The organism is Candidatus Neomicrothrix sp. (assembly GCF_035329545.1).
GTDB classification, from domain to species: Bacteria; Actinomycetota; Acidimicrobiia; order Acidimicrobiales; family Microtrichaceae; genus Microthrix; species Microthrix subdominans.
Window position 1 is genome coordinate 1 of record NZ_DAOLGP010000012.1, and the last position, 26,357, is coordinate 26,357.

24 protein-coding genes and 1 pseudogene are annotated in these 26,357 nt (G+C 70.1%); 13 read left to right on the plus strand and 12 right to left on the minus strand.

Annotated features, from left to right (window positions below; all coding sequences use genetic code 11):
* Together PKD89_RS08700 and PKD89_RS08705 are read left to right on the plus strand one after the other, a co-directional pair.
* Positions 1 to 344 (plus strand): annotated as a pseudogene (locus tag PKD89_RS08700) (AAA family ATPase); the annotation flags it as partial.
* A gap of 67 nt (positions 345 to 411) precedes the next feature.
* Positions 412 to 2,421 (plus strand): hypothetical protein, encoded by a 2,010-nt coding sequence (locus PKD89_RS08705; RefSeq protein ID WP_324332387.1) that lies wholly within the window; start codon positions 412 to 414, stop codon positions 2,419 to 2,421.
* Positions 2,422 to 2,504: 83 nt separating this feature from the next.
* On the opposite strand, the gene PKD89_RS08710 is transcribed toward PKD89_RS08705, so the two are convergent.
* The gene (locus PKD89_RS08710; protein WP_289012148.1) at positions 2,505 to 3,434 is read right to left on the minus strand and encodes a type IV toxin-antitoxin system AbiEi family antitoxin domain-containing protein; all 930 of its coding nucleotides are present in this window, start codon (positions 3,432 to 3,434) and stop codon (positions 2,505 to 2,507) included.
* 264 nt (positions 3,435 to 3,698) lie between these two features.
* On the opposite strand from PKD89_RS08710, the gene PKD89_RS08715 reads away from it, so the two are divergent.
* Complete coding sequence (locus PKD89_RS08715) at positions 3,699 to 4,301, plus strand: class I SAM-dependent methyltransferase (protein ID WP_289012149.1); 603 nt, start codon at positions 3,699 to 3,701, stop codon at positions 4,299 to 4,301.
* Positions 4,302 to 4,411: 110 nt separating this feature from the next.
* Here the strand turns inward: PKD89_RS08715 and PKD89_RS08720 are convergent, their stop codons facing one another.
* A complete protein-coding gene (locus PKD89_RS08720; protein ID WP_289012150.1) occupies positions 4,412 to 5,341 on the minus strand; it encodes a lysylphosphatidylglycerol synthase domain-containing protein in 930 nt (309 codons plus the stop codon).
* A 199-nt stretch (positions 5,342 to 5,540) separates the two neighbouring features.
* Between PKD89_RS08720 and PKD89_RS08725 the strand changes: the two genes are divergently transcribed.
* A complete protein-coding gene (locus tag PKD89_RS08725; protein ID WP_287377517.1) occupies positions 5,541 to 6,371 on the plus strand; it encodes an EamA family transporter in 831 nt (276 codons plus the stop codon).
* Positions 6,372 to 6,401: 30 nt separating this feature from the next.
* Here the strand turns inward: PKD89_RS08725 and PKD89_RS08730 are convergent, their stop codons facing one another.
* The gene (locus PKD89_RS08730) at positions 6,402 to 7,538 is read right to left on the minus strand and encodes an isopenicillin N synthase family dioxygenase (RefSeq protein ID WP_289012151.1); all 1,137 of its coding nucleotides are present in this window, start codon (positions 7,536 to 7,538) and stop codon (positions 6,402 to 6,404) included.
* A gap of 86 nt (positions 7,539 to 7,624) precedes the next feature.
* Between PKD89_RS08730 and PKD89_RS08735 the strand changes: the two genes are divergently transcribed.
* The 5 genes from PKD89_RS08735 (at position 7,625) to PKD89_RS08755 (ending at position 13,284) form a co-directional block, all read left to right on the plus strand.
* Positions 7,625 to 8,461 carry a hypothetical protein gene (locus PKD89_RS08735; RefSeq protein WP_324332388.1) on the plus strand — a complete coding sequence of 279 codons (837 nt, stop codon included), beginning with the start codon at positions 7,625 to 7,627 and terminating at the stop codon, positions 8,459 to 8,461.
* A 181-nt stretch (positions 8,462 to 8,642) separates the two neighbouring features.
* Positions 8,643 to 10,400 (plus strand): DNA polymerase Y family protein, encoded by a 1,758-nt coding sequence (locus PKD89_RS08740; protein WP_324332390.1) that lies wholly within the window; start codon positions 8,643 to 8,645, stop codon positions 10,398 to 10,400.
* A gap of 45 nt (positions 10,401 to 10,445) precedes the next feature.
* A complete protein-coding gene (locus tag PKD89_RS08745) occupies positions 10,446 to 11,168 on the plus strand; it encodes a response regulator transcription factor (protein ID WP_289010761.1) in 723 nt (240 codons plus the stop codon).
* Between the two features lie 2 nt (positions 11,169 to 11,170).
* Complete coding sequence (locus tag PKD89_RS08750) at positions 11,171 to 12,568, plus strand: HAMP domain-containing sensor histidine kinase (protein ID WP_324332391.1); 1,398 nt, start codon at positions 11,171 to 11,173, stop codon at positions 12,566 to 12,568.
* 284 nt (positions 12,569 to 12,852) lie between these two features.
* Entirely contained in the window at positions 12,853 to 13,284 is a 432-nt protein-coding gene (locus PKD89_RS08755) for a M23 family metallopeptidase (protein ID WP_287377535.1), read from the plus strand.
* A 34-nt stretch (positions 13,285 to 13,318) separates the two neighbouring features.
* On the opposite strand, the gene PKD89_RS08760 is transcribed toward PKD89_RS08755, so the two are convergent.
* Positions 13,319 to 15,196 (minus strand): M3 family oligoendopeptidase, encoded by a 1,878-nt coding sequence (locus PKD89_RS08760; protein WP_289010763.1) that lies wholly within the window; start codon positions 15,194 to 15,196, stop codon positions 13,319 to 13,321.
* On the minus strand, positions 15,180 to 16,250 hold the full coding sequence (gene rarD / locus PKD89_RS08765; protein ID WP_289010764.1) for an EamA family transporter RarD: 1,071 nt from the start codon (positions 16,248 to 16,250) through the stop codon (positions 15,180 to 15,182). The genes PKD89_RS08760 and rarD overlap by 17 nt, the downstream gene beginning before the upstream one ends.
* Before the next feature lie 178 nt (positions 16,251 to 16,428).
* Here rarD and PKD89_RS08770 point away from each other — a divergent pair, with 178 nt between their 5' ends.
* From PKD89_RS08770 to PKD89_RS08785, 4 genes are all read left to right on the plus strand, one after another.
* Positions 16,429 to 17,562, plus strand: a complete 1,134-nt coding sequence (locus tag PKD89_RS08770; protein ID WP_289010765.1) for a glutamate--cysteine ligase — start codon at positions 16,429 to 16,431, stop codon at positions 17,560 to 17,562.
* A 37-nt stretch (positions 17,563 to 17,599) separates the two neighbouring features.
* A complete protein-coding gene (locus PKD89_RS08775; RefSeq protein ID WP_289010766.1) occupies positions 17,600 to 18,820 on the plus strand; it encodes an amidohydrolase in 1,221 nt (406 codons plus the stop codon).
* 126 nt (positions 18,821 to 18,946) lie between these two features.
* Positions 18,947 to 19,216 carry a helix-turn-helix domain-containing protein gene (locus tag PKD89_RS08780; RefSeq protein WP_289010767.1) on the plus strand — a complete coding sequence of 90 codons (270 nt, stop codon included), beginning with the start codon at positions 18,947 to 18,949 and terminating at the stop codon, positions 19,214 to 19,216.
* Complete coding sequence (locus tag PKD89_RS08785) at positions 19,209 to 20,429, plus strand: HipA domain-containing protein (protein WP_289010768.1); 1,221 nt, start codon at positions 19,209 to 19,211, stop codon at positions 20,427 to 20,429. Before PKD89_RS08780 ends, PKD89_RS08785 begins: the two co-directional genes overlap by 8 nt.
* Positions 20,430 to 20,478: 49 nt before the next feature.
* Here PKD89_RS08785 and PKD89_RS08790 read toward each other — a convergent pair whose 3' ends face one another.
* From PKD89_RS08790 to PKD89_RS08820, 7 genes are all read right to left on the minus strand, one after another.
* Entirely contained in the window at positions 20,479 to 22,155 is a 1,677-nt protein-coding gene (locus PKD89_RS08790; RefSeq protein ID WP_289010769.1) for an ABC1 kinase family protein, read from the minus strand.
* 75 nt (positions 22,156 to 22,230) lie between these two features.
* A complete protein-coding gene (locus PKD89_RS08795; protein WP_289010770.1) occupies positions 22,231 to 22,635 on the minus strand; it encodes a globin in 405 nt (134 codons plus the stop codon).
* The gene (locus tag PKD89_RS08800; RefSeq protein ID WP_287377553.1) at positions 22,632 to 22,886 is read right to left on the minus strand and encodes a GlsB/YeaQ/YmgE family stress response membrane protein; all 255 of its coding nucleotides are present in this window, start codon (positions 22,884 to 22,886) and stop codon (positions 22,632 to 22,634) included. The genes PKD89_RS08795 and PKD89_RS08800 overlap by 4 nt, the downstream gene beginning before the upstream one ends.
* Before the next feature lie 52 nt (positions 22,887 to 22,938).
* A complete protein-coding gene (locus tag PKD89_RS08805) occupies positions 22,939 to 23,373 on the minus strand; it encodes a VOC family protein (protein ID WP_289010771.1) in 435 nt (144 codons plus the stop codon).
* Positions 23,374 to 23,385: 12 nt separating this feature from the next.
* Positions 23,386 to 24,120: a PIG-L deacetylase family protein gene (locus tag PKD89_RS08810; protein WP_289010772.1), complete on the minus strand. Its 735-nt coding sequence runs from the start codon at positions 24,118 to 24,120 to the stop codon at positions 23,386 to 23,388.
* A 55-nt stretch (positions 24,121 to 24,175) separates the two neighbouring features.
* Complete coding sequence (locus PKD89_RS08815) at positions 24,176 to 24,901, minus strand: potassium channel family protein (RefSeq protein WP_289010773.1); 726 nt, start codon at positions 24,899 to 24,901, stop codon at positions 24,176 to 24,178.
* Positions 24,894 to 26,249 carry a TrkH family potassium uptake protein gene (locus tag PKD89_RS08820; RefSeq protein ID WP_289010774.1) on the minus strand — a complete coding sequence of 452 codons (1,356 nt, stop codon included), beginning with the start codon at positions 26,247 to 26,249 and terminating at the stop codon, positions 24,894 to 24,896. The genes PKD89_RS08815 and PKD89_RS08820 overlap by 8 nt, the downstream gene beginning before the upstream one ends.
* Positions 26,250 to 26,357 lie beyond the last annotated feature (108 nt).

Here is a 26,357-nt window from a genome sequence, read left to right on the forward strand (position 1 = left end):
TGAACACCGGCATCGAGCTGAAGGCCCGCCCGTCCGGCAAGAACGTGCGCAAGCTGTCGCTGTTGTCGGGCGGCGAGCGCTCGCTGACCGCGCTGGCCTACCTGTTCGCCGTGTTCCGCAGCCGGCCTTCGCCCTTTTACGTGATGGACGAGGTCGAGGCCGCACTCGACGACGTCAACCTGTTGCGGTTCCTCGACCTGATCGCCGAGTTCCGCGATGCGGCCCAGCTGATCATCGTCAGCCACCAGAAGCGCACGATGGAGGCGGCCGACGTGCTCTATGGCGTCACGATGGAACCGGGTGGATCGTCCAAGGTGCTCTCCGAGAAACGTTCCGCGAGCTAACGCGTTGGAGCGGCGGTCGTTGTCCTACGCCTTCCGACGACGGCGCGTCGCCGAGTCTGCTCCGGCGGTGGTCGACGCCGAGACCGGGGGAGCGGCCGAGCCCGGGAACGTGGCCCCCGCCGACCAGCTCAACCTGCGGGATTCGCTTCCCGTCGTGTACGACAAGATGCGAACGGGAATTGCGCTGGCCCGGGGCACGCTGGCGCTGACCTGCGCTGCTTCGGTGCTGCTCGACCGACGTTACCGACGCCGGCCCCGAGCCCACCTGGCGGTTGGTCTGGTGGTGGTGCAATGGCTGCACGACGATCTGGCACTGCGCTCCGGTCGGGAGGCGGCGCTGTGGCGGGTCCGTCGGCTGTCGCCGGTCCTGACGGCGCTCGCGCAGCTGAGCCTGCCCCACCTCCCTTCCGATCGAGAGGGCAGTGAGATCAACTGGTTCTACGGCGGCGGCGTGTGGGTGGCGCCCGCCGTCGCCCTCGCCGGGGGGCGCCACGCTCCACTCACTGCGTCGGTGTCCCAGTTCCCCTTGGTCTGGCGAGCGGTTCGAGACCCAGCGTTTCGTGCATTCGCGGTGGGCATCCACCTCTCGATCGGGTTCCTGACGGTCACCGCCCGACTGCTCGGCGACTCAGGGGCACACGCCAACGCCATGTTCGATCGGGTCGCCGCCGAACGGCGTGATGCCGCCGGATCCGAGGCTGCCGCCGCCTCGATGCGGGAGGCCCTCGGTCCGGCGATCGACGAACTGGAAGCGCTGGAAGCGGTGCTGTCGACCGAGCCGCGATCGCTGGTGTTGGAACGGTGCCGGCGGCTGGAGGAACGATCCCGGCGCCTGCAATCCGGACAGGAGCTGCGAGCGGTGTCGCCCGTGCCGGCCTGGGACGACGGGGCAGCACGCCGGGAGTTGAGGATCCGCATGCGGCGCGTCGCCGGTGTGGCCTACACCTCCAGCTTTGCGTGGTGCGTCCTGGCCAGCGTGGAGGGCGTTCGTCGAGGGCTCATCTCTCCGGCGCGGGCGGCCGCGTCCACCGGCCTGTTGTTTACTTTGGCCGGTTGGGGGATCCTCGACCGGGGACCGATGCTCACCGGGGTCGGTACAGCGGCGACCCGCGGCCGCACGCTGCTGAGCGGGCTGCTGGGCGGCGTGATCTCCGCCGAGTTGCACCGCGGCGCGACCACGCCCGGGTTCGACACCTCGGTGCGCGATCAGGTGCAGCTGCAATCGTCGGCCTTGGCGGCGTCGTCCAGGGATCTGGCCTGGGGGCAGCTGATCAGCACGACTGTCGGAGGCTGGTACGAGTGGCGCAACCTGGCCCGAACCGAGCGGCCGGCCTACGCCGCCCTCATCCTCGGGTACTCCTGGGGGCTTCCTCAGTCCCTCCACCTGTTTCTCTCCGGCATATGGGAGGCGCAGCGCCAGAACGATCTCGCCCGACGCCATCAGGTCGAGTCGGCTGCCCGACGGGGAAGGGCACGGGGTGCCGAATGGGCGGCGCGCGCCAGCCACGACTACGTGGCCCAGTCGTTGCTGCACCTACAGCAGCATCCCGACCTCGATCATGACGCTGCTTTGGCGGTCCTGGGCGACGCCCGCACGAAGCTGGAGCAGGCCCTCGCCCAAGGGACGGTGGAGTTCGCCAGCGACCTGACCGAGATGCTGGCTGAGTGCGTGCACGGCTACCGGGTGTTCGGGCTGGAGGCCAGGCTGGATGTCCGCTCGGAGGATGACTTGGCTCCGGCGGCGAACACGCTCGGTGAGGCCTCCGGCCAGGCCCTATTGCTGGCGCTCAACCAGGGCCTCGGCAACGTGCTGGCCCACTCCAGCGATCGGCACCCCACCGTCGAGGTCACCGTCAACCGGGGGAGCCCACAGCTGAGGTTGACCAATCGCACCGACACCCTCGCCGAGACAGATCCGGAGCCGGGCCTGGGACGGGGCGGCTACGGGTTGGCGGCGGTCGAGGCCGCCGTCGCCGAGCTGGGCGGACGTTGTGAGCTGGTCGTCGGCCGCGAGATGACCGTGTTTGCCGTCGACCTGCCCGTTGATGCTCCGATGACACCGACCGGCGACGGGTAGTCGAGAGATCGACCCGGATGCTCCGGCAGACGGACGCAATCGCCGACACCGGCTCACCGCCGACGCCGCCCGTTGTAGGAAGCTCATGCGCTCCGCTGCACGATGGCTTGGGCGAGCTTGCGCAGCGTGATGTCAAGCTCGTCGGCCACCATCTCCCAGGTCATCCGAAAAGTAGCGTACCCATGGCTGAGCGCGGCGGCGTCCCGGCGGGCATCGTTCTCCCGGTCACGCTGTCGTTCGTGCCACGAGCGGCTGTCGAGTTCGCCGATCAGCCGCTCCGCCACCCAGAGAAGATCGACCGTGGCACCCCACGGCATCGGCACCTGGCGTTTGGGCAGCACCATCCCGGACGACTTGATGCCCTCCCAGAAGAGCCGTTCCAGTGCGCTCGCAGATCCACCCGGTCGATGCCGGGCGGCCATGATGCGCCCCAATGCTGCCCGGCCAGTGGCGCCCCGGGAGGGCATGCCCGCCAGGAGTTGTTCCAGGGCCTCAAGCGAACTTCCGTTCTGGGCCAGTGTCATGTCGACCACCCGGTCGAGTTGCGCACCGTCGAGCACCGCGGCCAAGTCGACCAGCGTCTGGGTCACCGTGGTCACGCGCATACCGTGCAGGTAGAGCGAGCGCGGCTTGGTTGCTCGGCGGTGAACAACGATTTCGCCCGCCAGGGGTCCGCTGGAACCCCCGGTTGTCGAGATGTCAATCGGCAAGGTGAGAAGCCGCCGATGTTCCGATCTCGCTGACCACATCCCGGGCAGATCGTGAAGGAGCGCTGCCGTCCTATGGCTGAGGGCAGCCTGGGGCACCGCCAGGCTCGCCACCCTCGACCGGCCGACCAGGTCCTGCGGCGGCGGTCCGATCGCGACGACGTTGCGACCCAACGGCGTCCACCGGCCGGTCATGAGCCGGTACCGCAGCATGCCCGGGCTGAAACCCAGGCCACGCAGCTGATCCCGGGTGACCAGCCCATGCTGCTCGCCGGCCAATCTCGTCACCTCGGACTCGTCCGCCATCGTTGGACCATAAGCAGGCGCCGGTCGTGCCGTCTCCGGGGATCCCGACCCGGTTGGTGAGTCATCGGGCCGAACTCTGCCGCTAACGCGTCGTCGAGCGCGCGATAGCGGCAGAGTTCGCCAGATTGCGGGTGCGGGTGCGGGTGCGGGTGCGGGGTGCGGGTGCGGGTGCGGGTGCGGGGTGCGGGGTGCGGGGTGCGAGTGCCGCCGGATTGGCTGAGACCGCTCGGTTAGGGTCGCAGCATCGCACCACGAAGCATCGGCTTGGCGGCCGGAGTGGACCTCGAAGCAGCCGGCCAGGATGAGCAGAAGTACACCACCTCCAACCCGCTCGTTCGGTGGCTGATCGGCTGCCTGTTGGTGCAAGTGGGCCAGGCGATCGGGCCCGACCCGGGCCGGCTGGCCGATATCGGCACCGGCGAAGGCCTGGCCCTGGCCCGGGTGACCCCCGAGGGGGTGACGCCGATCGGAGTCGAGTTTCGTTTCGCCAAACTGGCGCTGGCGGTCGCAGCAGTGCCCGGCCTGGGGGCGACGGTCGGGGACATCGGGCTGTTGCCCTTTCCTGATGCGTCGATCGACACCGTCGTCTGCCAGGAGGTGCTCGAGCACCTGCCGACCGTTCAACCGGCAGTCGAGGAGTTGGCCAGGATCACCAGGGGTCGCTGCATCTTCACTGTGCCCCACGAGCCGTTCTTTCGACTCGGGAACCTGGCGCGGGGCAAAAACGTGACCCGCTGGGGCAACGACGTGGAGCACCTCCAGCAATTCACGCCGCGTCGGCTGCGGTCGGCGCTTGAGCCGCACTTCGGGTCGGTGACCGTTCGGCGGGTGACGCCGTGGCTGATGGCGGTTGCCGAGCCTCGTTGAGGGAGCGCCACAGCGACAGGCCGGCCGGTTGATCCCTGGCTGATGGCGGTTGCCGAACCTTCACGTGACGCGATCGTTGATGGGGTCGCTCTGGCGGGTCCCCGCTGGGACTACTCGCCGGTGGAGGCCCGCAGCCACCGCAGGGCCGGGGCCGAGACGGCGAAGCCGGCCACGTCCACCCCGACGAAGACGACGCGCGCCGCAACTGCGATCGCCGCCGCCTCGGCCCGGGGGAGCCCGCACAACAACACAAACACCGCCTCGCGAACGCCGGCTCCCCCGGGAACCGGGATGGCGAGAAACCCGGCCAGCCATGCGGCGACGGTGGCGCCGACAAGGGCGACCGGCGCGACGTCGAAGCCCAACGCCATCCCGAGTGCCCAACTGACCGTCCCGATCAGGAGCCATGCGGGTACGTAGGCGATCACGGTAACGACCGCTCGGCCCCAGGGCGGCGACGGGATGTCGAGTGGCCGCCCGGAAATGGCCGCCAGACGGGCGAACACCCAGGCACCGATCGTGGGGTGGAGGGCGCCGATGACCGCCACCCCGCCGGCGACGAGGATGAAGCGGCTCCATGGCGGCAGGTTGTCCAGCCACGGGGCCAGGGCCGCCATCGTCAGCACGGCGGCGCCGTACAGGTACAGCAGGGAGATGATCGTCGAGGCATAGGCCGCGCTTGCGGGGGCGCCGGAGCGGCGGGCCAGCTCGCTGCGGCCCAGGACCGGCCAGATCCCACCCGGGATGTACTTGCCCAGCTCGCCGACGAAGTACCAGCGCAGGGCGGTGCTTGGCGGTGTGGGCGCACCCCGTTCGGTCAGCACAACGCCCCACAAGGCGCCGATCGCACTCATCGCTGCGACGGCGATGACCAGCGCAAGCACAGCGGGCACGATCGCCATGTCGGAGAACGCCTCGGAGATCCGGTCCCAGTCTCGACCGAGCGATCGCACGACGAAGGCGATCGCCAGGGCTGCGATCGCAGCGCCGAGGACCGGCATCGACCAGCGGGGCGCACGCCGGAGCTTGGGGGTGGGCACGCCCACCAGCGTGGTACCGCCAGCAGCCGTGCACAACTGGCACCGGGCTGGACACGACTGGCGTCGCGGCTCGCCGGTGTTGCGACCCCGTGCCGAAGAGGGCAAGCCTGTCGACCGTGCCCAGGCGTCAGCGACCGATCAACGCCCTGGTCGGCGGCAACCGCCGCCTGATGTTCGAGCGCCGCACGGGTTGGCGCTCGTGAGCGTCGCCACATTCGTCATGGTGCTGGTTGCCGCCATGTTGCACGCCGCCTGGAACCTTGCGATGAAGGACAGCGATGACCGGTTGCTGGCCGCCTGGGCCATCATGGGAGTCGGCGGCCTGGTCAGCCTGCCCGTGTTGGTCGTGCTGGGTCCGCCGCCGGCCGAGGCGCTCGGGTGGCTGGCGCTGTCGGTGGGCATCCACGTCGGCTACGTCCTGGCGCTGTCGCGGGCCTACGAGCTCACCGACCTGGCGGTCGCCTACCCGGTGGCCCGGGGCACCGCCCCGCTGCTGGTCACCATCGGCGGGGTGACCCTGCTGGGTGACGCCATCTCGCCGCTGGGCATCGTCGGCGTGGCGCTCGTGTCCGGGGGGCTGATGTCGATGATGCGGCGGGGCAGCCTGGCCGGGTATCGCTGGGCCGTGTTCACCGGCCTGTTCATCGCCGCCTACACACTGAGCGACGGTGCCGGGGTTCGTGCCGGCGACGATGCGCTGCGCTACATCGCCGCACTGTTCGTGCTGCAGACGGCGCTGTTGAGCGTGGTGGTGCTGCGGGTGAGGGGTCGCCGGTCGATGGTCGACACCATGCGGGCCCAGCCGTGGCGCCTGGGCATGGCCGGCTGCGCGGGGGTCACGGCGTATCTGCTGGTGCTGATCGCGTCCCGCACCAGCCCGCTCGGCCTGGTGTCTGGGCTGCGCGAGACGTCGACGGCCTTCGGCGTCCTCGGTGGTTCGGTGTTTCTCGGTGAGTCGGTGACGCCCAAGCATGCCGCCGCCGTCGCAGCCGCCATCGTCGGTGCACTCTTGATCCTCGCCGGGTCCTGAGCGGTCCGACGCGGGTCTCGCCCGCTCCGCTCAACCCTCGAGCGACGCGAACAGTTCGGGAAACACCCGGGACACCTTGGCGGTGAGGTACTCGCCGTAGGTGCCGGTCCAGGCCGCGGGGTCGGTCCGGTCCCACCGCTGCTGCATCGAGGGGGTTGAGTCCGAGTCGGAACGGACTGTCGGCCGGGGTGGGTCGCTGGGGTCTGACCGTGCCGTCAAGCTGTCGAGGGGCAGTGGCCGCACCCGGGCGTCCCATCCGGGGTCGAAGAACAGTGGGAACGACAGCCGCCCTGCGCCGCTGGTGTTGCGCACCCGATGGGGAGTGGAGCGATACCGCCCGGCGGTGAGCGCCTCGAGCATGTCGCCCAGGTTGCACACCAGGACGTCGGGTTCGGCGGGAACCGGCAGCCAGCGGCCGTCCACCCGAACCTCCAGGCCGCCTCGATCGTCCTGGGCGAGCAGGGTGAGCAGGCCGTAATCGGTATGTTCGGCCACGCCCCAGGTGGGCGCACGCGAGGTGGTGTGGTGTGGGGCGTCCTCGGGTGCCTCCACCTCGGGTGGGTAGTGAAAGATCCGAAACAGCACGGTGGGGTCGGCGGTCAAATCATCGGCGAACCAGCCGCGCGGCAACCCCAAGGCGATGGCCAGGCCGGACATGATGGCGTGGCCCACCCGGGTGGCGGCGTCGAGGTAAGCCAATACGGCGGTGCCCAGCCCGGCCGGCTCGTCGGGGAACAGGTTGGGGCCATGCAGCGGGGTGCCCGCCCGCACCCGGGGATCGTCGTTGGGTAGTTCGGTGCCGAAGTAGATCCCCTCCTTATGGTCGGGCCGTCCCGAGGTCAGCTCGGCACCGACGGGAAACCAGCCCCTCCAAGCGGGCCCTGCCATGGCCATGGCGATCTCGGCCTTGGTTTGGTCGCTCTGGGCGAAGAACCGGCGGGCCAGTCGGTCCAGATCGGCGAACAGGGCCGGGTCGATGCCGTGACCGGTGACACGAAAGAACCCCTGGGTGCGACAGGCCACGTCCAGCGCCTCGGCGACCCGGAGCTGGGAGGTGGTCGGGGCGCCTTGCCGGACGGGCGAGCGGTGTCCGGCTGTCCGGTCGTCGATTGGGAGCGCCTGGTCGTCGAGCAGCGGCGAGAGGTCGATCAGCGGGGGTTTGTCCACAGCGGCAGTCTGGTGCAGCGTCGCTCGGCGTGGTGCGGGTTGGCTGCGGCATTGACAGCATCGAACGAGTGTTCGATGCTGGGGTGATGTCCGCAGCCGTATCACCTCACAACCTGTCGCTCCCGGCGTTGGCAACCCGGATCGACGATCCGACCGAGCGGCGCGCCTGGGTGCGTCAGCTGTCGGCCAGTTTGGCTCCGGTCAGCTTGGCGTCCCAACAGAAGCTGCCGGTGGTGGCCGCCCTGGCCGAACTGCTGCCCGGCGGCGGGGTGGCGCGCGGGTCGACCGTTTCGGTCGGCGGGCCCTGCGGTGCCGTGTCGCTGGCCGCCCTGTTGGCGGTCGAGGCCAGCAAGGCGGGGTCGTGGGTGGTGGCGGTGGGTATGGACGAGTTCAACTGGGAGATGGCCTTGGCGCTGGGGGTGGTCGCCGAGCGGTCGGTCGTGGTGCGGGTGGGTGACCGATCGCCTGCCACCGGGGTGATGGTCACCGAGGTGATGGCGGCCGTGGTCGACGCCGCCGATGTGGTGCTCGTCGGCCCCGAGGTGGGGTTGTCGCCCACGGCCGTCCGGCGGTTGCGGGCCAGGGCCCGGGAACGGGGCAGCGTCCTGGTCCGGGTACAGCCCGGCTTCGCACGCCCGGGCGCCGGCCGAGCGCGGCGACCCAACGCCTCGCTGGACGACCGATGGGCAGACGCCGAGCTGTCATTGCAGGCACGGGCGCTTCGCTGGGGCGGGCTGGGCCAGGGATGGGGCCACCTCGACGGACGGCTGATCGAGGTGGCCGTCGGCGGGCGTCGGCGGGCGTCGGCGGGTGGAGATGTCGAGCAGGTGCGCGGCGTCGAGGCGGGCGAGTTCGATGCCGATCGACCGGGCCGATCTGCCGAGGTGGTGCCGTTGCGTCCCACCGGTACGGGTGGCATGTGACGTGGCCGATGGGGTGCGACCCCGGGCGGCGTGTGCCGTATCGGACGAACGCAGGCGCGTGGGCGCTTGGTGGGTCTGCGCGGGGCGCGTGGTGGGTCTGCGTGGGTGTGTGCGGGGTGCGTGGCGGTCCGGCGTGGGCGCATGGTGGCATGAACCGAGACCGCCGGCCGATGGGTGACCGGTGAGGACCGGGCCGGAGCGGGTGCTCGCCCTGTGGTGCCCCGACTGGCCGGTGGTGGCCTGGGGCGTGCCGCACGACCAGCCGGCGGTGGTGCTGTCGGGCAACCGGGTGGTGGCGGCCAACCGGGCGGCGCGTCGCGACGGAGTGGCGGTCGGGCTCCGTCGGCGAGAAGCTCAGACCCGGTGCCCCGAGGTGCGATTGCTGGACCGCGATCCGGCCCGCGAGGCCAGGGCCTTCGAGCCGGTGGTTCGGGCGCTTGATGCGGTGACCCCCCGGGTGGAGCTGCACCGCCCGGGCCGGGCGTCGTTTCCCGCCGGTCCGCCGGCGCGGCACCTCGGCGGCGACGAGGCGCTGGTCGCCCGGGTGCTCGACCTCGCCCTGACGGCGACCGTGGGGGAGCCTGCCGATTCTGAGGGAAGCGCAGCGGCTGCGGCTGGGAACGGCGCGTTCGATGACGGCCCGGAGATCAGGGTGGGTGTGGCCGAGGGGGCGTTCGCCGCCCGTACGGCGGCCCGTCGTGCCGTCGATGGTCCGCTGATCGTCCGTGCCGGCGCCACCCCGGCGTTTCTGGCCGATCTGCCGGTTGCTCAGTTGCGGGCGGATGACGCTCGCCGGGAGGAGTTGGTCGACCTGCTCGAGCGCCTGGGCCTGCGAACCCTGGGGGCCTTCGCCGCCCTCGACCCGGCCGACGTGGCGGGGCGCTTCGGGGCCGCCGGCCTCGATGCCGGGCGGCGGGCCGGGGGTGACGACGATGTGCCGACCGAAGCGGTGGCCCCGCCGGCGGATCTCCGTGCGATCCGCGAGCTCGATCCGCCCGCCGACCGGGTGGACGCGGCGGCGTTCGTCGTGCGGGGTCTGGCCGAGGAGTTCCACAGTGCGCTCACCCGACGGGGTCTGGCCTGTGAGTCGGTGGTGGTGATCGCCGAGACCGAGCATGGCGAACGCATCGAGCGCTGCTGGCGCCACGAAGGAGTGCTCAGCGCCACCGGGGTGGCCCAACGGTTGCGCTGGCAGCTTGAGGGGTGGCTGTCGGGGCGCGGCGCCGGCGGGAGCCCGGCCCATCGGGTGCCGCTGGCCGAACGCCTCCAAGGCGGCGTGGTGCGCCTCGAGCTGGTGCCCGACCGCGTGGTGGCGGCCACGGGCCGGCAGCTGGGGTTTTGGGGTGGGCGCGACTCCGCCGCCGAACGGGCGCGGCGTGCACTCGCCCGGGTCGAGGGGTTGCTCGGCGCCGACGCCGTGCTCGTGTTGGAGGCGGCGGGGGGCCGGGCGCCAGGGGAGGGCGTGGTGCTCGTTCCCTACGACACCCGCCTCGACGGTGGGAACGCACCCGCCGGTGGCGGAGTCCGCTCCGGCGGAGGCGGAGGCGGTGGCGGAGCGCGCTCACCCGTCGGTGGCGGTGCGACGGGTCCCTCGGCGGCTACCGCCGGGCGGGCTCATCCATGGCCGGGCCGGCTGCCGGCGCCCGCGCCGGCGGTGATCCACGATCCGCCGCTGCCGACCCAGCTGATCGACGCCGAGGGTCGGCTGGTCGGGGTGAGCGGCCGGGGTGGGCTGAGCGCGCCGCCCCAGGCGGTCGATGTGGGTGGGGTGCGGGTGGCGATCACGGCCTGGGCGGGGCCATGGCCGGTCGACGAGCGGTGGTGGGATGCCACCGAGGGCCGTCGTCGGGCGCGCATCCAGGCGGTGACCGCCGACGGCGTGGCCCGCCTCTACGCCCTCGAAGCCAGGGGCTGGGGCATCGAGGCAACCTACGACTGAGATCCAACTAGCAACTTCGAGGCCCCCGCACGTCACAATGGTGTGGTGCGAATACTGGTGGTCGAGGACGAAGTCGAGCTGGCGGCAGCGGTTGCCCGGGGATTGAGGGAGGAGGGCTTCGACGTCGACGTCACCCACGACGGCAAGGACGGCTACGAGCGGGCCCGCTCGGCGACCTATGACGCCATCGTGTTGGACATTCTTCTCCCGGGTATGAACGGCTTCCAGGTGTGCCGGTCGCTTCGGGAGGCGGGCGTGTGGACGCCGATCCTCATGCTGACGGCCAAGGAGGGGGAGTACGACGAGGCGGAGGCACTCGATACCGGGGCGGACGACTTCCTTCGCAAGCCGTTCAGCTACGTCGTGCTGATCGCTCGCCTGCGGGCCCTGACCCGCCGGGTCTCCGAGGGTGCCTTGGCCCCGGTGATGGTCGGTGGGCTTGAGCTGGACCCGGTCGGCCGCAAGGTGCGGCGCGACGGGACCGATATCGCGCTCTCGCCCCGCGAGTACGGGTTGTTGGAGGTGCTGATGCGTCGTGCCGGCGAAACGGTCTCCAAGCGGGAACTACTCGAGCAGGTGTGGGGCCAGGATTTCGCCGGCGACCCCAACGTGGTCGAGGTGTACGTCGGGTACCTCCGACGCAAGATCGACCGCCCCTTCGGCCGGGAAGACCTGCGCACGGTCCGGGGCTCGGGCTATGTGCTCGGCGAGGCTCCGGCCGATCGGAACACCAAGCCCGACGCCGACAGCGATACCGCCGGGGCCTAGCGGTGGCCTGGTGGTCGCGGCTGTCGGTGCGGGGACGGCTGACCTTTGCGGTCACCGTCGCCTCGGCGGTGGCGCTGCTGACGCTGTCGTGGCTGACGATGGCCTGGCTGCGGCAGGCGTTGGTCAACCAGGTCGAGGTGCGAAACAGCGCCGCGCTCGAGGCGACCTATACCCCGATCAAGAAGAACCCGAACGCCATGATCGACAAGATCGAGCAGGCCAACGACTTCGGTCCACTTCCGACGGTGACCCGTCTCGAGCTGGGCGCCGTTCCCAGCGACACCCTGGCGGCGGTCGCCTACGAGCCCGCGACCCCGGCAGGGCTGGTGGCGACCGACGGCGACGAGCCACCGGTGGACTACCCCATCCTGGGCAGGCTGCTTCCCGGTGATGTCGACTCGGACGAGTACCTCGTGTCGTCCGACAAGGTGATCGTCGAGCGGGGCAAGCTCACCGTTCAGGTGGCGACCAGCCTGAGCGACGTCAACCGAAGCGTGGCGGTGGTGCGCACGGCGCTGTGGGTTGTCGTGCCGACGTTTGTCCTCGCTGTGGGGATGGGGTCGTGGGTGATGACCGGCCGCAGCCTGGAACCGGTGGCGGCGCTGCGTCGGCGGGTGGCGGAGATCACGTCGCGCACCCTCGACGAGCGGGTACCCGTGCCGCCCACCGACGACGAGGTGGCGCACCTGGCTCGGACGATGAATGCGATGCTGGATCGGTTGGAGGCCAGCTCGCGGCGCGAGCGACAGTTCGTGTCCGACGCCGGCCACGAACTGCGCAGCCCGGTGGCGGCCATCCGGGCCCAGGTCGAAACTGCGCTGGCCTACCCCGCCACCGCCGACTGGAACTCGGTCGGTGCCACCGTCCTGGCCCAGGGTGAGCGGCTCGATCGGCTGGTGAGCGACCTGTTTACCCTCGCCCGCCTGGAGGAGGGGGCCTTCGGGCCGGTGCCGGACACCGAGGTCGATCTCGACGAGCTCGTGCTCGAGCAGCTCGACCATCTGAAGGGCCGCCGCCTGGACCTGTCCGGGCTGAGCGCCGCACGGGTGCATGGCGACGCCGGCCAGCTGGCCAGCGTGGTGCGCAACCTGGTGGAGAACGCCGGCCGCCATGCATCGGAGGTGGTTCGGGTGTCGGTGTCGAGCGACGGCGAACGGGCCCGCATGGTCGTCGAGGACGACGGACCCGGCGTTCCCCCGGACCAACGCGACCTCGTCTTCGAGCGGTTCGGCCGCATGGAGGAGGCCCGCAGCCGCGACCATGGTGGGGCGGGGTTGGGCCTGCCGCTGGCGAGCCGGATCGTTGCCCGCCATGGCGGCACGCTGGAGCTGGACGACAGCGAGCTCGGTGGGGCCCGCTTTGTGGTCACCCTGCCGGTCGTCGCCACCGACGATCACTGAGGCTGAGGCACCTGTTCCGGGGAGCTGTGACGCTTCAGCAGTTGTGTTGCGGTCGAGTGTCTTTATAATGAAGATTATGACGATGAGGTAACGATCGGTTCCGTGTGTGGACGGGTGTCCACAGCCGTCGTTCGTCGACCCCCATGAAGTTCTCCCCCCGACTGCGGTCGATCGCCGCTGGATTCGTCGCGATGGCGGCACTTGGCGCAACGGGTTGCGTGGTCGCCCCAAGCTCTCCGGGCGGGAGCAGCGTCGGTGCCGGTCAGCTCGATCGCTTTCCGGTGGTGGGACCGGTTCAATACGGGAACGACTTCGGCGCTTCGCGAGGCGGCGGCACGCGGCGTCACCAGGGCATCGACGTCATGGCCAAGCGGGGTCAGCGGGTGGTCGCCGTCGAGTCGGGCCGGATCACCAGCGTTAAGTCCTCCGCCAGCTGCGGCTATTCATTGGGGCTCGCCGGCGACGACGGCAACTACTACCTGTATTGCCACCTGAACGCCTATGCGTCCGGCATCAAGGCGGGCACGCGGGTCTGGGCGGGCAAGCAGGTGGGCACGGTGGGCAGCACCGGCAACGCCCACGAGGCGTATCCCCACCTGCACTTCGAGCTGCATCCCAACGGACCCGCAGCTGCGGCAACCAACCCGTACGCCCGACTCCGCAACGCCGAGGGCCGAACCGGGGTGGTGGCCAGCCCGCCCAAGGGCTGGCGCTAGCCCTCGGGCGACCCGGTCGCAATCGGGTGTCCGGCTAGGTCAGGCGGCCCGCCGCCCGCGCTGCGGCCTCGGCGGCATCGAGCTGACCGGCGACGATGTCGAGGCCGGCATCCCAGAACCCTGGGTCGGTCAGGTCGCAGTCGACCATCGCCGCCAACGCCTCAGGGCTGGTCGACCCGCCGGCGGCCAACATGTTGAGGTAGCTGGGCACGAAGCCCTCACCCTCGCTCTGGTATCGGGCATACACCGAGAGCGCCAGCAGCTGACCGAACGCGTAGGCGTAGACGTAGCCCGGGGTGGCGATGAAGTGGGGCACGTAGCTCCACCAGTCGCGATAGCCGTCGGTGAGCTCGATCGAGTCGCCGAGCATCTCGGTTTGGGAGGCCGCCCAGTGGTCGCCGAAATCCTTGACGGACAGCTCGCCGACGTCACGACGATGGGCGTGGCAGGCCGACTCGAAGCGGCTCATCGCCACCTGGCGAAACACGGTGGCGATCGAGTCCTCCAGCGTGGAGGCGAGCAGGGCGAAGCGTTCGCCGGGGTCGTCCAGCTGGGCGAGCAGGGCCTGGTTGGTGACCGCTTCGCCGAACACCGAGGCGGTTTCGGCCATCGTCAGCGGCGTGTCCTGGCCGAAGATGCCCTGCGGGCGGGCCAGATAGGCATGGATTCCATGTCCGAGTTCGTGGGCAAGCGTCAGCACGTCGCGGTCCGAGCCGGTCCAGTTCAGCAGCAGGTAGGGATGATGGCCCGGCACCGTGTAGGCGCAAAAGGCGCCCGGGCGTTTGCCGGGGCGTACCGGGGCGTCGATCCAGTTGCCGTCGATGAACTCGCGCACGATGTCGGCCAGCTCGGGCGAGAAGCTGTCGTACGCGTCGACGACCAGCGACGAGGCCTCCGCCCAGCCCACCTGTCGGTCGGCGTCGGCCACGCTGGCCGAACGGTCGTAGTCGGCCAGCCGCTCGACGCCGAGCACCTGCGCCTTCAACCGGTACCAGCGCTGGGGCAGGTCGTAGCGGGCGACGACCGCATCGATCAACGCGTGCACCGACTCGTCGGAGGCCTCGTTGGCCAGGTTGCGGCTCGATAACCAGCTCGGGTACGAGCGAAGGCGGTCCTGCACCGACTTGTCGAGCAGCAGGGTGTTGTAGATGTAGGCCCGGGTGCGAAGGCCGGGTTGGAGCGACGCGGACACCGCACCGGCGGCGTCCGCGCGCACCCGGCGATCGGGGTGCTGCAGCAGCGACAGGCCCTCCTCGAGCGACGCCGTGCGCTCCCCACCCGGGGCCGACTCGGGCATGGCCACCTCGATCGCCGAGGTCTGTTCGTCGAAGAGCCGCACCCAGGCGGGAGCGCCGGACACCGACGTCTCGGTCAGCACCTGCTCCTCGGATTCGCTCAGCAGGTGGTTGCGGTAGCGGCGCAAGGTGCGCAGGTGGTGGGCGCAGAAGTCGAGGGCCGGGTCGGCGAGCAGCGCCTCGGCGCGCTCGTCGGGGATCGCCGCCCACTCCAGGTCGAAGAACACCAGCTTGGTCGACAGTTCGGTGGCGGCCTCGGACAGCTTGGCCATCGCTGCGCCGCGCTCGGGGTCGAGGGAGTTCTCGGCCAGGCGCAGGCCGACGTAGGAGCCGGCCCGGCCCAGCAGGTCGTGCAGCTCGCCGATCGTGCCCATGAGCGCCGCCATCCCTGCGGCATCCAGCGTATCGATCGTGCCGCGGGCCTCGGCGATCTCGTCGGCCAGGGTCGCTGCCCGATCCATCAGCTCATCGGTCGACGACCCGTGGAGCAGGCCATCGAGCTGCCAGGCAACGTTCGCTGCGGTGAGGTCGGCGGCCTTGGGATCGGCGGCGGCCGGATCGCCGGTGGTAGCAGCGTCGGTGGTGTCGGTCGCAGTGCTCTCAGGTGGTGGTGTCATCCCCGCCCACGCTACCGGCGTCGGCGACCAGCGGGAGGGCCGCGACGGCGCCGCTTGCGTCGGCACGGGCAACGGCCTGGCGGGCGGCCTTGCGGACGCCCGCCTGACGGCGCCCCTGGCGGAGCCCGTCGGCGCTGAGCAGCGCGAGCGCCACCCAGACGCAGACGAAGCCCACCAGCCGCGCCGGGGGCACATCCTCGTGAAACACGAACACGCCGAGGATGAACTGGATCACCGGGGTGAGGTACTGCAACAGCCCGATGACCGACAGCGGGATCCGCATCGTCGCCACGCCGAAGGCCAGCAGCGGGGCGGCGGTCACCGCACCGGCGGCGAGCAGCAACAGCTTCATCGACACCGGGGCGCCGGGGAAGTCCAGCTCGCCGGCCAGCAGTGCCCAGCCCATGCCGACCAACGCCACGGGGGCCACGGCAAACGTCTCGGCGGTCAGCGCCTCGACCGGTCCGAGGCCCACCTGCTTCTTGAGCAGTCCGTAGGTGCCGAAGCTGGCGGCCAGCCCCAGGCTGACCCACGGCACCGCCCCGTACCCCAGCACGAGCACGAGCACCGAGACCGCGCCGGCCGCCACCGCGGCCCACTGAAGGCGGCGCAGGTGTTCGCCCAGGATCACCACCCCCAGCAACACGGTGACCAGCGGGTTGATGAAGTAGCCCAGCGAGGCGTCGATCACCCGGTCGTTGGTCACCGCCCACACGTAGATCAGCCAGTTGGCCGACAGCAGAAACCCGGCTGCGACCACCGACCACGTCCGGCGGCGATCGGCCAGCAGCGGGCGAACCCACGTCCAGCCGGCGCCGAGCGACAGCACGCCGACCATCAACACCGCCGTCCAGATGACGCGGTGACCGATGATCTCCAGCGGGGAGGTGGGCTCCAGCAGATGGAAGAAGAGCGGGAACAGCCCCCACATCGTGTAGGCGCCGACGCCGCCGATCACCCCGATGCGGTATTGGGCGGCTTCGTGGTCAGCGATGGCGGGGCCCGATTGCGGATCGGTCCCCTCACCCGGTTGCACGGCCTCCCGATCGCTCACCACGCGCGTACGCTACCCGTCGCTTCGAACGGCATCGACTGCGGGGGGCCACCGGGCGCAGCGAGCGACGGCTGTGCGCAGCCGGTCGGAACGACGATGAGCCGCCCTTCACCTCGACCGGTGGTCGGTGCCCCTACGATGGGTCGATGAACACCGCGCGCGCAGCTCGGATCATCCGATGACGATCGAGTTCCGATCGTCGCCAACCGCCTCGCTCGGGGTGGAGGTGGAGCTGAGCCTGGTCGATCGGGAGACCCGCGCCCTGACGTCGGCGGCCACCGACACGCTGGCCGACATCAGCGCTGACGGCGCCGAGCATCCGGCGCTGAAGCACGAGCTGTTCGAGTCGACCGTCGAGGTGATCACCGGCGTGTGCGACACGGTTGCCGGGGCCCGCAGCGATCTCGAGGCCGGCATCGACGAGCTGCGCGGCGCGGCCTTTCAGCGTGGGGTGGGGCTGTTGTGCTCGGGCACCCATCCGTTCAGCTCGTACCGCGAGCTGCAGATCAGCCCGTCGGAGCGCTACCACCAGCTGGTTGACGACATGCAGTGGCCGGTGAGGCGCCTGGCGATCAACGGCATCCACTTCCACGTCGGGGTCCGCTCGGGGGAGAAGTGCATCGCCACGGTCAACTCGCTGACCACGTTTTTGCCGCTGTTTCTTGCGCTGTCGGCGTCCTCGCCCTACTGGGACGGTCAGGACACCGGCCTGGCGTCGGCCCGAACCAAAATCTTTGAGGGGTTGCCCACCGCCGGGCTGCCGCCGCAGCTGCACTCGTGGAGCGAATTCGAGGAGTTTCTCGATGCGCTGATCCGGGCCGAGGCGATCGAGTCGGTGCGCGAGGTGTGGTGGGACATCCGCCCCCACCCCGATTTCGGCACGGTGGAGCTGCGCATGTGCGACGGCATGCCGACGATGACCGAGATCACCGGCGTGGCCGCCCTTGCCCAGTGCCTGGTGGCGTGGATGGACGACCAGATCGATCGTGGCGAGCCGCTGCCGGGCGTGCGCGAGTGGGTCGTGCGCCAGAACAAATGGCTGGCCGCCCGCTACGGCCTCGATACCGAGCTGATCGTTGACGACCGCGGCAACCGCCGACCCGCCCGGGACCTGGTCGACGAGCTGGTCGACCTGCTCGGCGACACGGCGGCCCGGCTGGGATGCGCCGATGAGCTGTTGACGCTGCGCGACCTGGTGCGCACCGGCAACTCGGCCGAACGACAGCGACGGATCGTCGCCGCAGGGGGCAGCCTGGTCGATGTGACCACCGCCCTCCAGAAGGAACTGTCGACCGATGCCCCACTCGTCTGAGGTCGGTGTGGCACCAGCTTTGCCGGGCGAGCCCCTGATGGGACCGGTGTATCCCTGGCTCGAGCAGTTTCTCGATGCCCATCGCGACGAGCTGATCGCCTTCCGGCGCCGGCTGCACGCCCATCCGGAGGTGTCGTGGGCCGAGCTGGAGACCACCGCAGCGGTGATCGATCGCCTGGCGGTGGCCGGGTTGAGGCCCGCCCCGTTGCCCGACAGCACCGGCCTGGCCTGCGACCTGGGCACCGGAGCGTCATCGCCCTTCGTCGCCGGCGAGGGCGACCAGCCGATCGTCGCCCTGCGTGCCGACCTCGACGCGCTGGCGATGGAGGACGACAAGGATGTGGCCTACCGCTCGACCCGGCCGGGCATCGCCCATGCCTGCGGTCACGATGTCCACACCACCGTTGTGCTCGGGGCGGCGCTGGCGCTGGCCCAAGCGGTAGACCAGGGCGAGCCCGGTCGCTTCCGGTTCGTCTTCGAACCGGCCGAGGAGGCCTTGCCCGGCGGGGCGCTGGAGGTGATCGACTCCGGAGCGCTGCGAGGTGTGGGCTCGATGCTCGGCGTTCACTGCGACCCGAAGATCGACATCGGCCAGGTGGCCCTGCGAGCCGGCGCCATCACCTCGGCGGCCGACATGGCCCGCATCACCATCTCGGGGCCAGGCGGTCACACCGCCAGGCCCGAGTTGACCGTCAACCTGCTCGCCGTGCTCGGCCGGGTGCTCACCGAGGTGCCCGAGCGGGTGGCCAAGCTGGCGGCACCCGCCGAGCTGTCGGTCGTGTTCGGGTCGACCCATGGTGGCGATGCGCCGAACGTCATCCCGACTCAGGCGACCGCGACGGCAACCGTGCGTACCCCCGACGTCGATTGCTGGGAGAAGGCGGCCGGGTTGGTCGAACAGGCGATACGCGACGTGGTCGAGCCCACCGGGGCAACCTTCGAGGTCGCCTACCGCACCGGCGTTCCGCCGTCGATCAACGCGCTCGGGCCGACCGACTCGCTCGAGCTTGCCGCCCATGCGGTTGTTGGAGAGGCGTGCACCGTCCGGGCCGAGCACAGCAGGGGCGGCGACTCGTTCGCCTGGTATGCCCGGCAGGTGCCGGCGTCCTATGCCCGTTTGGGCACGTTCGATCCGGCCAGCGGGGTGCCCCGCCCCGACATCCACTCGAGCGGCTTCGACGTCGACGAGCGCTCGATCGAGATCGGGGTAAGGCTGCTCGTGACCGCCGCGCTGGCCGAGCGCGACCGTCTCGCCTGAGGAGATTGACGGCAGGCCGGTTCGGGCCGAAATGGGCCTTCGCTGTATCAAAAAACACACATAATCGCAGGTGAGGTAAATGTGTGGTTATCTGCACTTTCGTTCTCACGGTGTTAGTGTGTGGATATGAACACACGGCGGTTTGTGATTCGCTCGCCCGAGGATCTGGGCCGAACCATCGGCGAGGCCCGCCGGGAGCGCCACCTCACCCAGGAGGATCTGGCACGCGCCGTCAACATGGATCGGACCTACCTTGCTCGGATCGAGGCCGGGCAATCGACGATCCTCATCGAGCGAACCCTGCGGTTGCTCCAGGAGCTGGGGGTGCGGATCGAGGCGGAAATGTTGACCGATGAAGAAGGGTCGGCCGCGACGGAACTGGCAACCGATGGCTAGGAAGCAGCCCCTTCGGTGTTGGTGGAACGACACCCACGTGGCCGATTTCACCGCCAAGCGGGGTTGGGATCTGCGCTGTCGCTACACGGCCGCGTCGCTCGGCAGGTGGCCCGGCAACCTGCCGGTGCTGTCGTGTTCGCTGCCACTCCAGGCCCGCCCGCAGGACGCCTCGGCGTTTTTGCGTGGGTTGCTCCCGGAGGGTGCCCACCTTCAATCGATGGCGTCGCTCGCCGGCGTGGCCACCAACGACACCCATGGGCTGCTGGCCCGCTTTGGACGCGAAACTGCCGGGGCGCTGGTGATTCTCGCCGGTGATGAGCCACCGGATCGCAGCTCGTGGGCGGTGGAGCAGTACGGCGTCAACGAGTTCGACGCCGAGATCGTCGGTCTCGGACCTGGCCTGGGGGTGCGAGATGACACCGAACTGTCGCTCGCCGGGCTTCAGAACAAGCTGCTGTTGGTCGCCACCGAGCGCGGCTGGGGTCGGCCGGTCGGCGGGCAGCCCTCGACCCACATCCTCAAGATCGATGATCAGCGGTTTCCCGGGCTGGTGAGCGCCGAGGCGGCCGCCTTGCGCTTGGCGCGAGGGCTTGGCTTGGGGGATCTCGACCCTCAGCTGCACCAGATCGAAGGGGTCGATTGCCTGATCGTGGCCCGTTACGACCGCTTGAGAGCCGCCGATGGCACGATCGGCCGGGTTCATCAGGAGGATTCCTGTCAGGCGCTCGGGGTGATGCCCGACGCCCATCGCGGGCGCGGCAAGTACGAGTCGAGCGGTGGCCCCACATTCGCCCAGATTGCGTCGCTGCTCAGGCGGTATTCGGCCGATCCTGGTGACGAGCTCGATCGGTTGGTGCGGATGATCGCGTTCACCATGATCATCGGCAACGCCGATGGCCACGGCAAGAATCTGTCGCTGCTGTACCCCGCACCCGGCATGCCTACCCTTGCGCCGCTCTACGACACGGTGCCGACCGTGTTGTGGCCGCGATTGCGAACCACCGCGGCCATGTCGGTCGCCGGCGAGACCGAGTTCATCCGGATCGGGCTCGACGCGATCACCCGGGAGGCTGAGGGCTGGGGGATGCCCGGTGAGCGGGCCAGGTCGCTCGCAGTCGACGTTGTCGAGCGGGCGCTGCGGGCGGCGAGCGGCCTGGGTCACGATCAGGTCGGCGAGTTGGTAACCGGTCGCGCCACGCAGATGCTCGGGTGATGTCATCGCTGACGTCGCGCGTCGCCGACGGTCGTGGGAGCGCCCTCGCCTACTCGACCGGTTGGCCGTGGCCACGGACGGCGGGGTCGGCGGCGAGGGCAGCGGTAAAGAACTCACGGTCCTCAAACAGTGACACGTCGCTCATGTACATCTTGCCGTAGCGCTCGAAATACATCAGCTGCTTGGACAACAGGAAGGTCGCCCGGTCGAAGTCGGTCGCCACCGCACCCTGGGTGACGACCAGCTTGCGAGCCTTGCGCTGTTCGTTGAGGCGTCGAAGCCTGGTCAATGGCGACGTGTCGTCGGCATCGATCCCCGATGCGGCCGCAACCGCCCGCTGGGGCGCCAGCATCATGTCGGCCAGGCTGACCTGACCGAACGGGGCGGTCAGCACCGGCTGGATCATCATCTTGATGAACGCGATCAGCCCGTCGTCGTCCAGGTTGAGGGCGGCCTCGATCGCTTCGCCGTAGTGGCGCATGAAGATCGCCGCGATGTCGGCCCAGGCGGTGTCGTCGCCCAGCGCAGCCTCGATCATCCTCCTGAACAACAGGTGGGTGTCGGCGTCCAGCCGGCCGACGATGCCCCAGTCGATCACCCCGATGCGGCCGTCGGGGCGGAACAACAGGTTGCCGGCGTGCACATCGCCGTGAAAGGTGCCCCAGCGAAGGGCGGTCAAAAGGAAGGCCTGCACCACCTGCTGGACGACGATCGGCGCGTCGGCGCCGTAGCCGTCGATCGTCGCCAGGTCGTCCACCGGCACGCCCTCGATGAACTCCATCGTGAGCACGCCCCGGTTGGACAGCTCCGGGTACACCTCGGGCACGGTCACCTTGGGCAGGTCGACCAGGCCGAGCAGGCGGTTGAAGTGGACCATGGCCCGGGCCTCGTTGCGCAGGTCGAGCTCCTCGCCCAGCTGCTGACGGAACCCGTCGAACTGCTGGAGCATCGACACGGCGGCCTGTTCGCCGGTGGCCTCGACCACCTTGGCGAGCAGCGGCTGCAACAGGTCGAGGTCGACGGCGACCCGCCGCTCGACGTCGGGTCGCAGCACCTTGACCGCCACCTCGGCCCCGTCGTGAGTGGTTGCCCGGTGAACGACGGCGATCGAGGCCCGGCCGATCGGGTTGGGGTCGAAGTGGGCGTAGGCGTCCTCCAAGGAGCGACCCAGTTCGTCCTCGATGAGGCGCTTCACCTCGTCGAAGGGCACCGGCGGTCCGGTGTCGAGGCAGCTGCGGAACTCGTCGGCCACATCGTCGCCGAAAATGCCGGGCGCCGAGCCGACCAGCTGGCCGAACTTGAGGAACGTTGTGCCCAGATCCTCGAACGTCCTGCGGAGCGCCGGCACCCAGTCGTCGGTGCTGAGACGCCGGTGGCGCATGCTGTGGGTCATGACCGGCCCGAAGCGGTGGGCGACCACCGCGCTCATCGTCACCGCGCGGCGGCCCCGCTCGGCCCGGGTGGTGTCCGGCAGCCGTCGGCCGAACAGGTAGGGCGTCTCAAGGGCCACCGCATCGGCGGCCGCCAACTCGTCGGCGGTGACGGCGCGTGCGGCCGACCTGGGCGTCGACGGGATGATCGTGTCGATCATCGCAGCATCGGTGTCGCTTGGGCCTGCGTCATCGTGCGACGTGGAGGCATCGCTGAGGGCTGATGCATCGCGCAGGGTCGGGGCGACGGGCGAGCTGGACCGGCCGGCGGCGTGCTCGGGGGCTGGGTGGGGCATGTCGAGATCGTACCGACGGAGATCGTGGCTCAAACCATCGTTCGCAGTGGCGCCCGGGTGCCCTCCAGCAACGGCTTAGCGGGCGTTGACCAGGTGGTCGGCGGCCGACGCGAAGTAGGCGATCAGCTCGCCGCGCTCGGGCTCGGCCACCTCGAGCACGTCGATGGCGCCGGCCATTGCGGCCAGCCACTGGTTGCGGGCCGTGACGTCGATCCGGTACGGCGCATGGCGCATGCGCAGGCGGGGGTGGCCGCGCTGCTCGGCGTAGGTGGTGGGCCCGCCCCAGAACTGCTCGAGAAACATGCGCAGCCGGTCGCGGGCGCCCTGAAGGTCGTCGACGTCGGGGTAGTGCGACAGCAGCTCTGCGTCCGCCTCGACCCGGTCGTAAAACTCGTCGACCAGCCGCTCGAAGAAGTCGTGACCTCCGACCCGCTCGTAGAGCGGTGCGGGAGGGGCGCCCGACCCGATGTCGAGGCTCATCGGCTGAGCACCCGGACGAGGACGAGCAGTCCGCACGCACCCAGCACCGAGCCGATCAGCCCGCTGGCGGCAAAGTCGATGCCTTCGCCGTCGATGAGGCTGGCCACCGTTCCGCCGATCAGCGAGCCGATCACGCCCAGCAACACCGTGCCGATGCAACCCAGGTCGCGTCCGCCCCTCCCCGAGGGCACGAGCAGCCTGGCGATGGCACCGGCGATCAGGCCGAAGATGATCCAACTGAGAAGTCCCATGGCCCCCAATGTGCCACGCGGGCGTCGGCCGCGGCATCACCGCAGGCGACCCTCAGAGCTCTGGGACGTATTTCCGGTCGGCCTCGATGGGCGACTTGATGCCCACCTGGTTGCCGTCCGGGTCGAAGACGATGGCGTAGCGGGACCCGAAGAACGCGTCGTAGGGCGCCACCCCAACCTCGTACCCGGCGGCCCGGGCCTGGTCGTACAGGCGGTCGACGTCGGCCCGCCCGGCGACCATGAGGCCGATGACGGCGTTGCCGCCGCCGCGGTCCGGGTCGAACTGCGGGTTCCAGATCCGGGCCATCGCGTGGTTGTCGAAGGCGATGTAGAAGTCGCCCCCGAAGTGCACGTCGACGTGTTGCGCGCCGGAGCCCTCCGGCCAGTCGTACGGGTCGGCCACATCGAGCTCGAGAAGTCGGTAGAACGCCACCGTGGCGGTCATGTCGGCGACGAACAGGTTGATCTGGCCCAAGGTGGTGGTCATCGTCGGCCCAGGCTAGAGGGGCACCAATTCGAACACGGTGGCGTAGTCGACGCCGAAGCGGGCGCCCTGGTCGGCGGCCATCCCGGTCAGCCAGGCCTCGGTGGCGCCGGGGGTGGCGTCGACGTGGTCGAGGTAGGCCCGGTGCTCGGCCAGCGAGGCCATGCCCGCGGCGTGGCTGGCGGTGGTGTCAACCCAATGGGTGGCCTGGGGGGAGCCGCCGAAGGCCACGAATCGCGCGCCCTCCCAGGGTTGGCCACGGTCGGTGAACACCCACGGGTTGGCGGCGTCGCGGACCGCATCCAACAGCGCCACGCCGACGTGGCGGTGATCGGCGTGGTTCCAGCCGGGCATACCCCAGGTGTCGCGGTAGTTGATCGACACGATCACCTCGGGCCGATGGGCCCGGATCGCTCCGGCCAGGTCGGCGCGCAGCTCGAGGCCGGCCTCGACCAGGCCATCGGGGTGGTCGAGAAACGACAGCTCGGTGACGCCGACCGCAGCGCAGCTGCGGCGCTGCTCCTCGGCCCGCAGCGGCGCACACTGCTCGGGAGCCAGCGTCGAGATGCCGGCCTCGCCGCGGGTGACCAGCACGTAGGCCACCGACTTTTCGGCAGCGGTCCAGCGGGCGACGGCCGCGGCGGCGCCGTACTCCATGTCGTCGGGGTGGGCCACGATCGCCAAGGCCCGGTCCCAGTCCTCGGGTAGCGGGTCCAGCTGCGGTTGGCCTTCTGAATCGTCGGTAGCCAAGGGTGCCTCCTTACGCAGGGCGGATCGCCCCGGCGTCGAGCATGTCAGACGTTGGTCACCGTTGCTTGGTGAACTCCTCGGCCGCCTTGGTGTCGGCAGCGACCAGCAGCACGTCACCCTGGCCGATCACCGTGTCGGCGGTGGCGTAGGTGAACGCCGAGCCGACCGGCTTGATGCTGACGACGGTGACGCCGAAACGTCGCCGCGCCTGGCTCTCCTGAAGGGTCTGGCCGATCATCGACGTCGGGGCCCGCGTCTCGACCAGGGCAAAGCCGTCGTCGAGCTGGAACCAGTCGATCATGCGGCCGGTGACCTGGTGGGCCACCCGCACGCCCATGTCCCGCTCGGGGAAAACCACCTCGCTGGCGCCGATGCGCTCGAGGATGCGGGCATGGGGTTCGGTGAGCGCCTTGGCCCAGATCGGGGTCACGCCCAGGTCGACGAGGGCGGCGGTGGTGAGGATCGATGCCTCGATGTCGGTGCCGATCGCCACCACCGCCGCCCCGACGTCTTCGGCGCCGATCTGGCGCAGCGTGTCCAGCCGGGTGGTGTCCGCCTCCATCACCTGGCTGAGCGCGTTGGCGTGGTCGGCGACCAGGCCTGGGTCGAGGTCCACGCCGAGCACATCGTGGCCCATGTCCTCGAGCGAGGTGGCGAGTGCCGATCCAAATCGGCCCAGGCCGATGACCAGCACCGTGTCGCTGCGGCGCAGGCGCTCGGCGCTTCGGGGCGGCCCGGCGAAGGCGGGAGACGTGGGATGGGACGGGACGGTCTCAGCCAATGAGGGGTCGCTCCTCGGGATAGCGGTAGCGCCGGGTGTTTTCCCGCAACACGAGGGCGGCGCCCAGGGTGGCGGGCCCGACGCGCCCGATGAACATCATGACGATCAGCACCACGCGGGAGGCAGCGCTCAGCGTCGGGGTGATCCCGGTGGTCAACCCGACCGTGCCGAACGCGCTGGTGGCCTCGAACAGGCCGTCGCCCAGGGGGATGCGGTCGAAGGTCACGAGCGCCATCGTAGAGACCGTGACCAGGGCCACCCCGCTGAGCGCCACGGTGAGGGCCTGACGCTGGGCGACCGCCGGGATGCGGCGCCGAAACGAGTCCACCTCACGGTCACCGCGCAGCTCGGCCCAGATCACCCACGCCAGGACGGCGAAGGTGGTCACCTTGATGCCGCTTGCGGTGGAGGCACTGCCCCCGCCGATGAACATCAACACGATGGTGACCACGATCGACGACTCGCGCATGGCGCCGTAGTCGATCGTGTTGAATCCGGCGGTGCGGGGGGTAATGCCCTGGAAGAGACCGGCGATCGCCTTGTCGGCGATGCCCATCGGCCCGAGGGTGTTCGGGTTGGACCACTCGATGACGAGCACGGCCAGCGCTCCGCCGGCGATGAGCAGCGCTGTGGCGACGAGGGTGATCTTGGTGTGCAGCGACCAGCGTCGGGGGCGGCGGTAGAGGCGACGCAGCTCCATCAACACCGGGAAGCCGATGCCGCCGAGCACGATCGACGTGGCGATCACCCCGGAGGTCCACGGATCGTCGACGAAGCCGGCCAGGTTGTCACTGAACAGGGCGAACCCGGCGTTGTTGAACGAGGTGACCGCATGGAACAGCCCCAGCCATGCCGCCCGTCCCAGCGGCTCGCCGTGGATGATGACGAAGCCGCCGAACAGCGCCACCGCCACCGTCGCCTCGATGCCCATCGACCAGCGGAACACCCCGAGGATCACCGCCTTGAAGTCGGCTCCGCCGGCGAGGTTCACCTCGGCCTGGGTGGCCAGGCGGTGGCGCAGTTCCAGCTTGCCGGCCAGTGCGACGGCGACCACCGACGAGAACGCCATCAGCCCGAACCCGCCGATCTGGGCGAGCACCATGATCACGGCCTGCCCGAAATGGGTCCAGCCGGTGGCGGTGTCGACCACCTGAAGGCCGGTAACGGTGCCCGCCGAGGTTGCGGTAAAGAGCCGATCGAGGAAGCTGTGTTCGACCCCGTCTGTGGCTATCGGCAGGTGCAACAAGGCTGCGCCGGTGAGGATGACGGCGATGAACCCGACGACGACCACCTGTGTGGGGTGCCAACGCCTCAGCGGGCCGTCCCAGAGCAACGATCGGTCGGCCACCCCAACAGCGTAGAGGCTGTCGGCCCGGCCGAGAGGTGCCGGGTGCGAACGGCGCAAACGCATGCTGACCAAGTGGGAGCACCGCGAAGTGTGCCGCTCTCGCGCTCC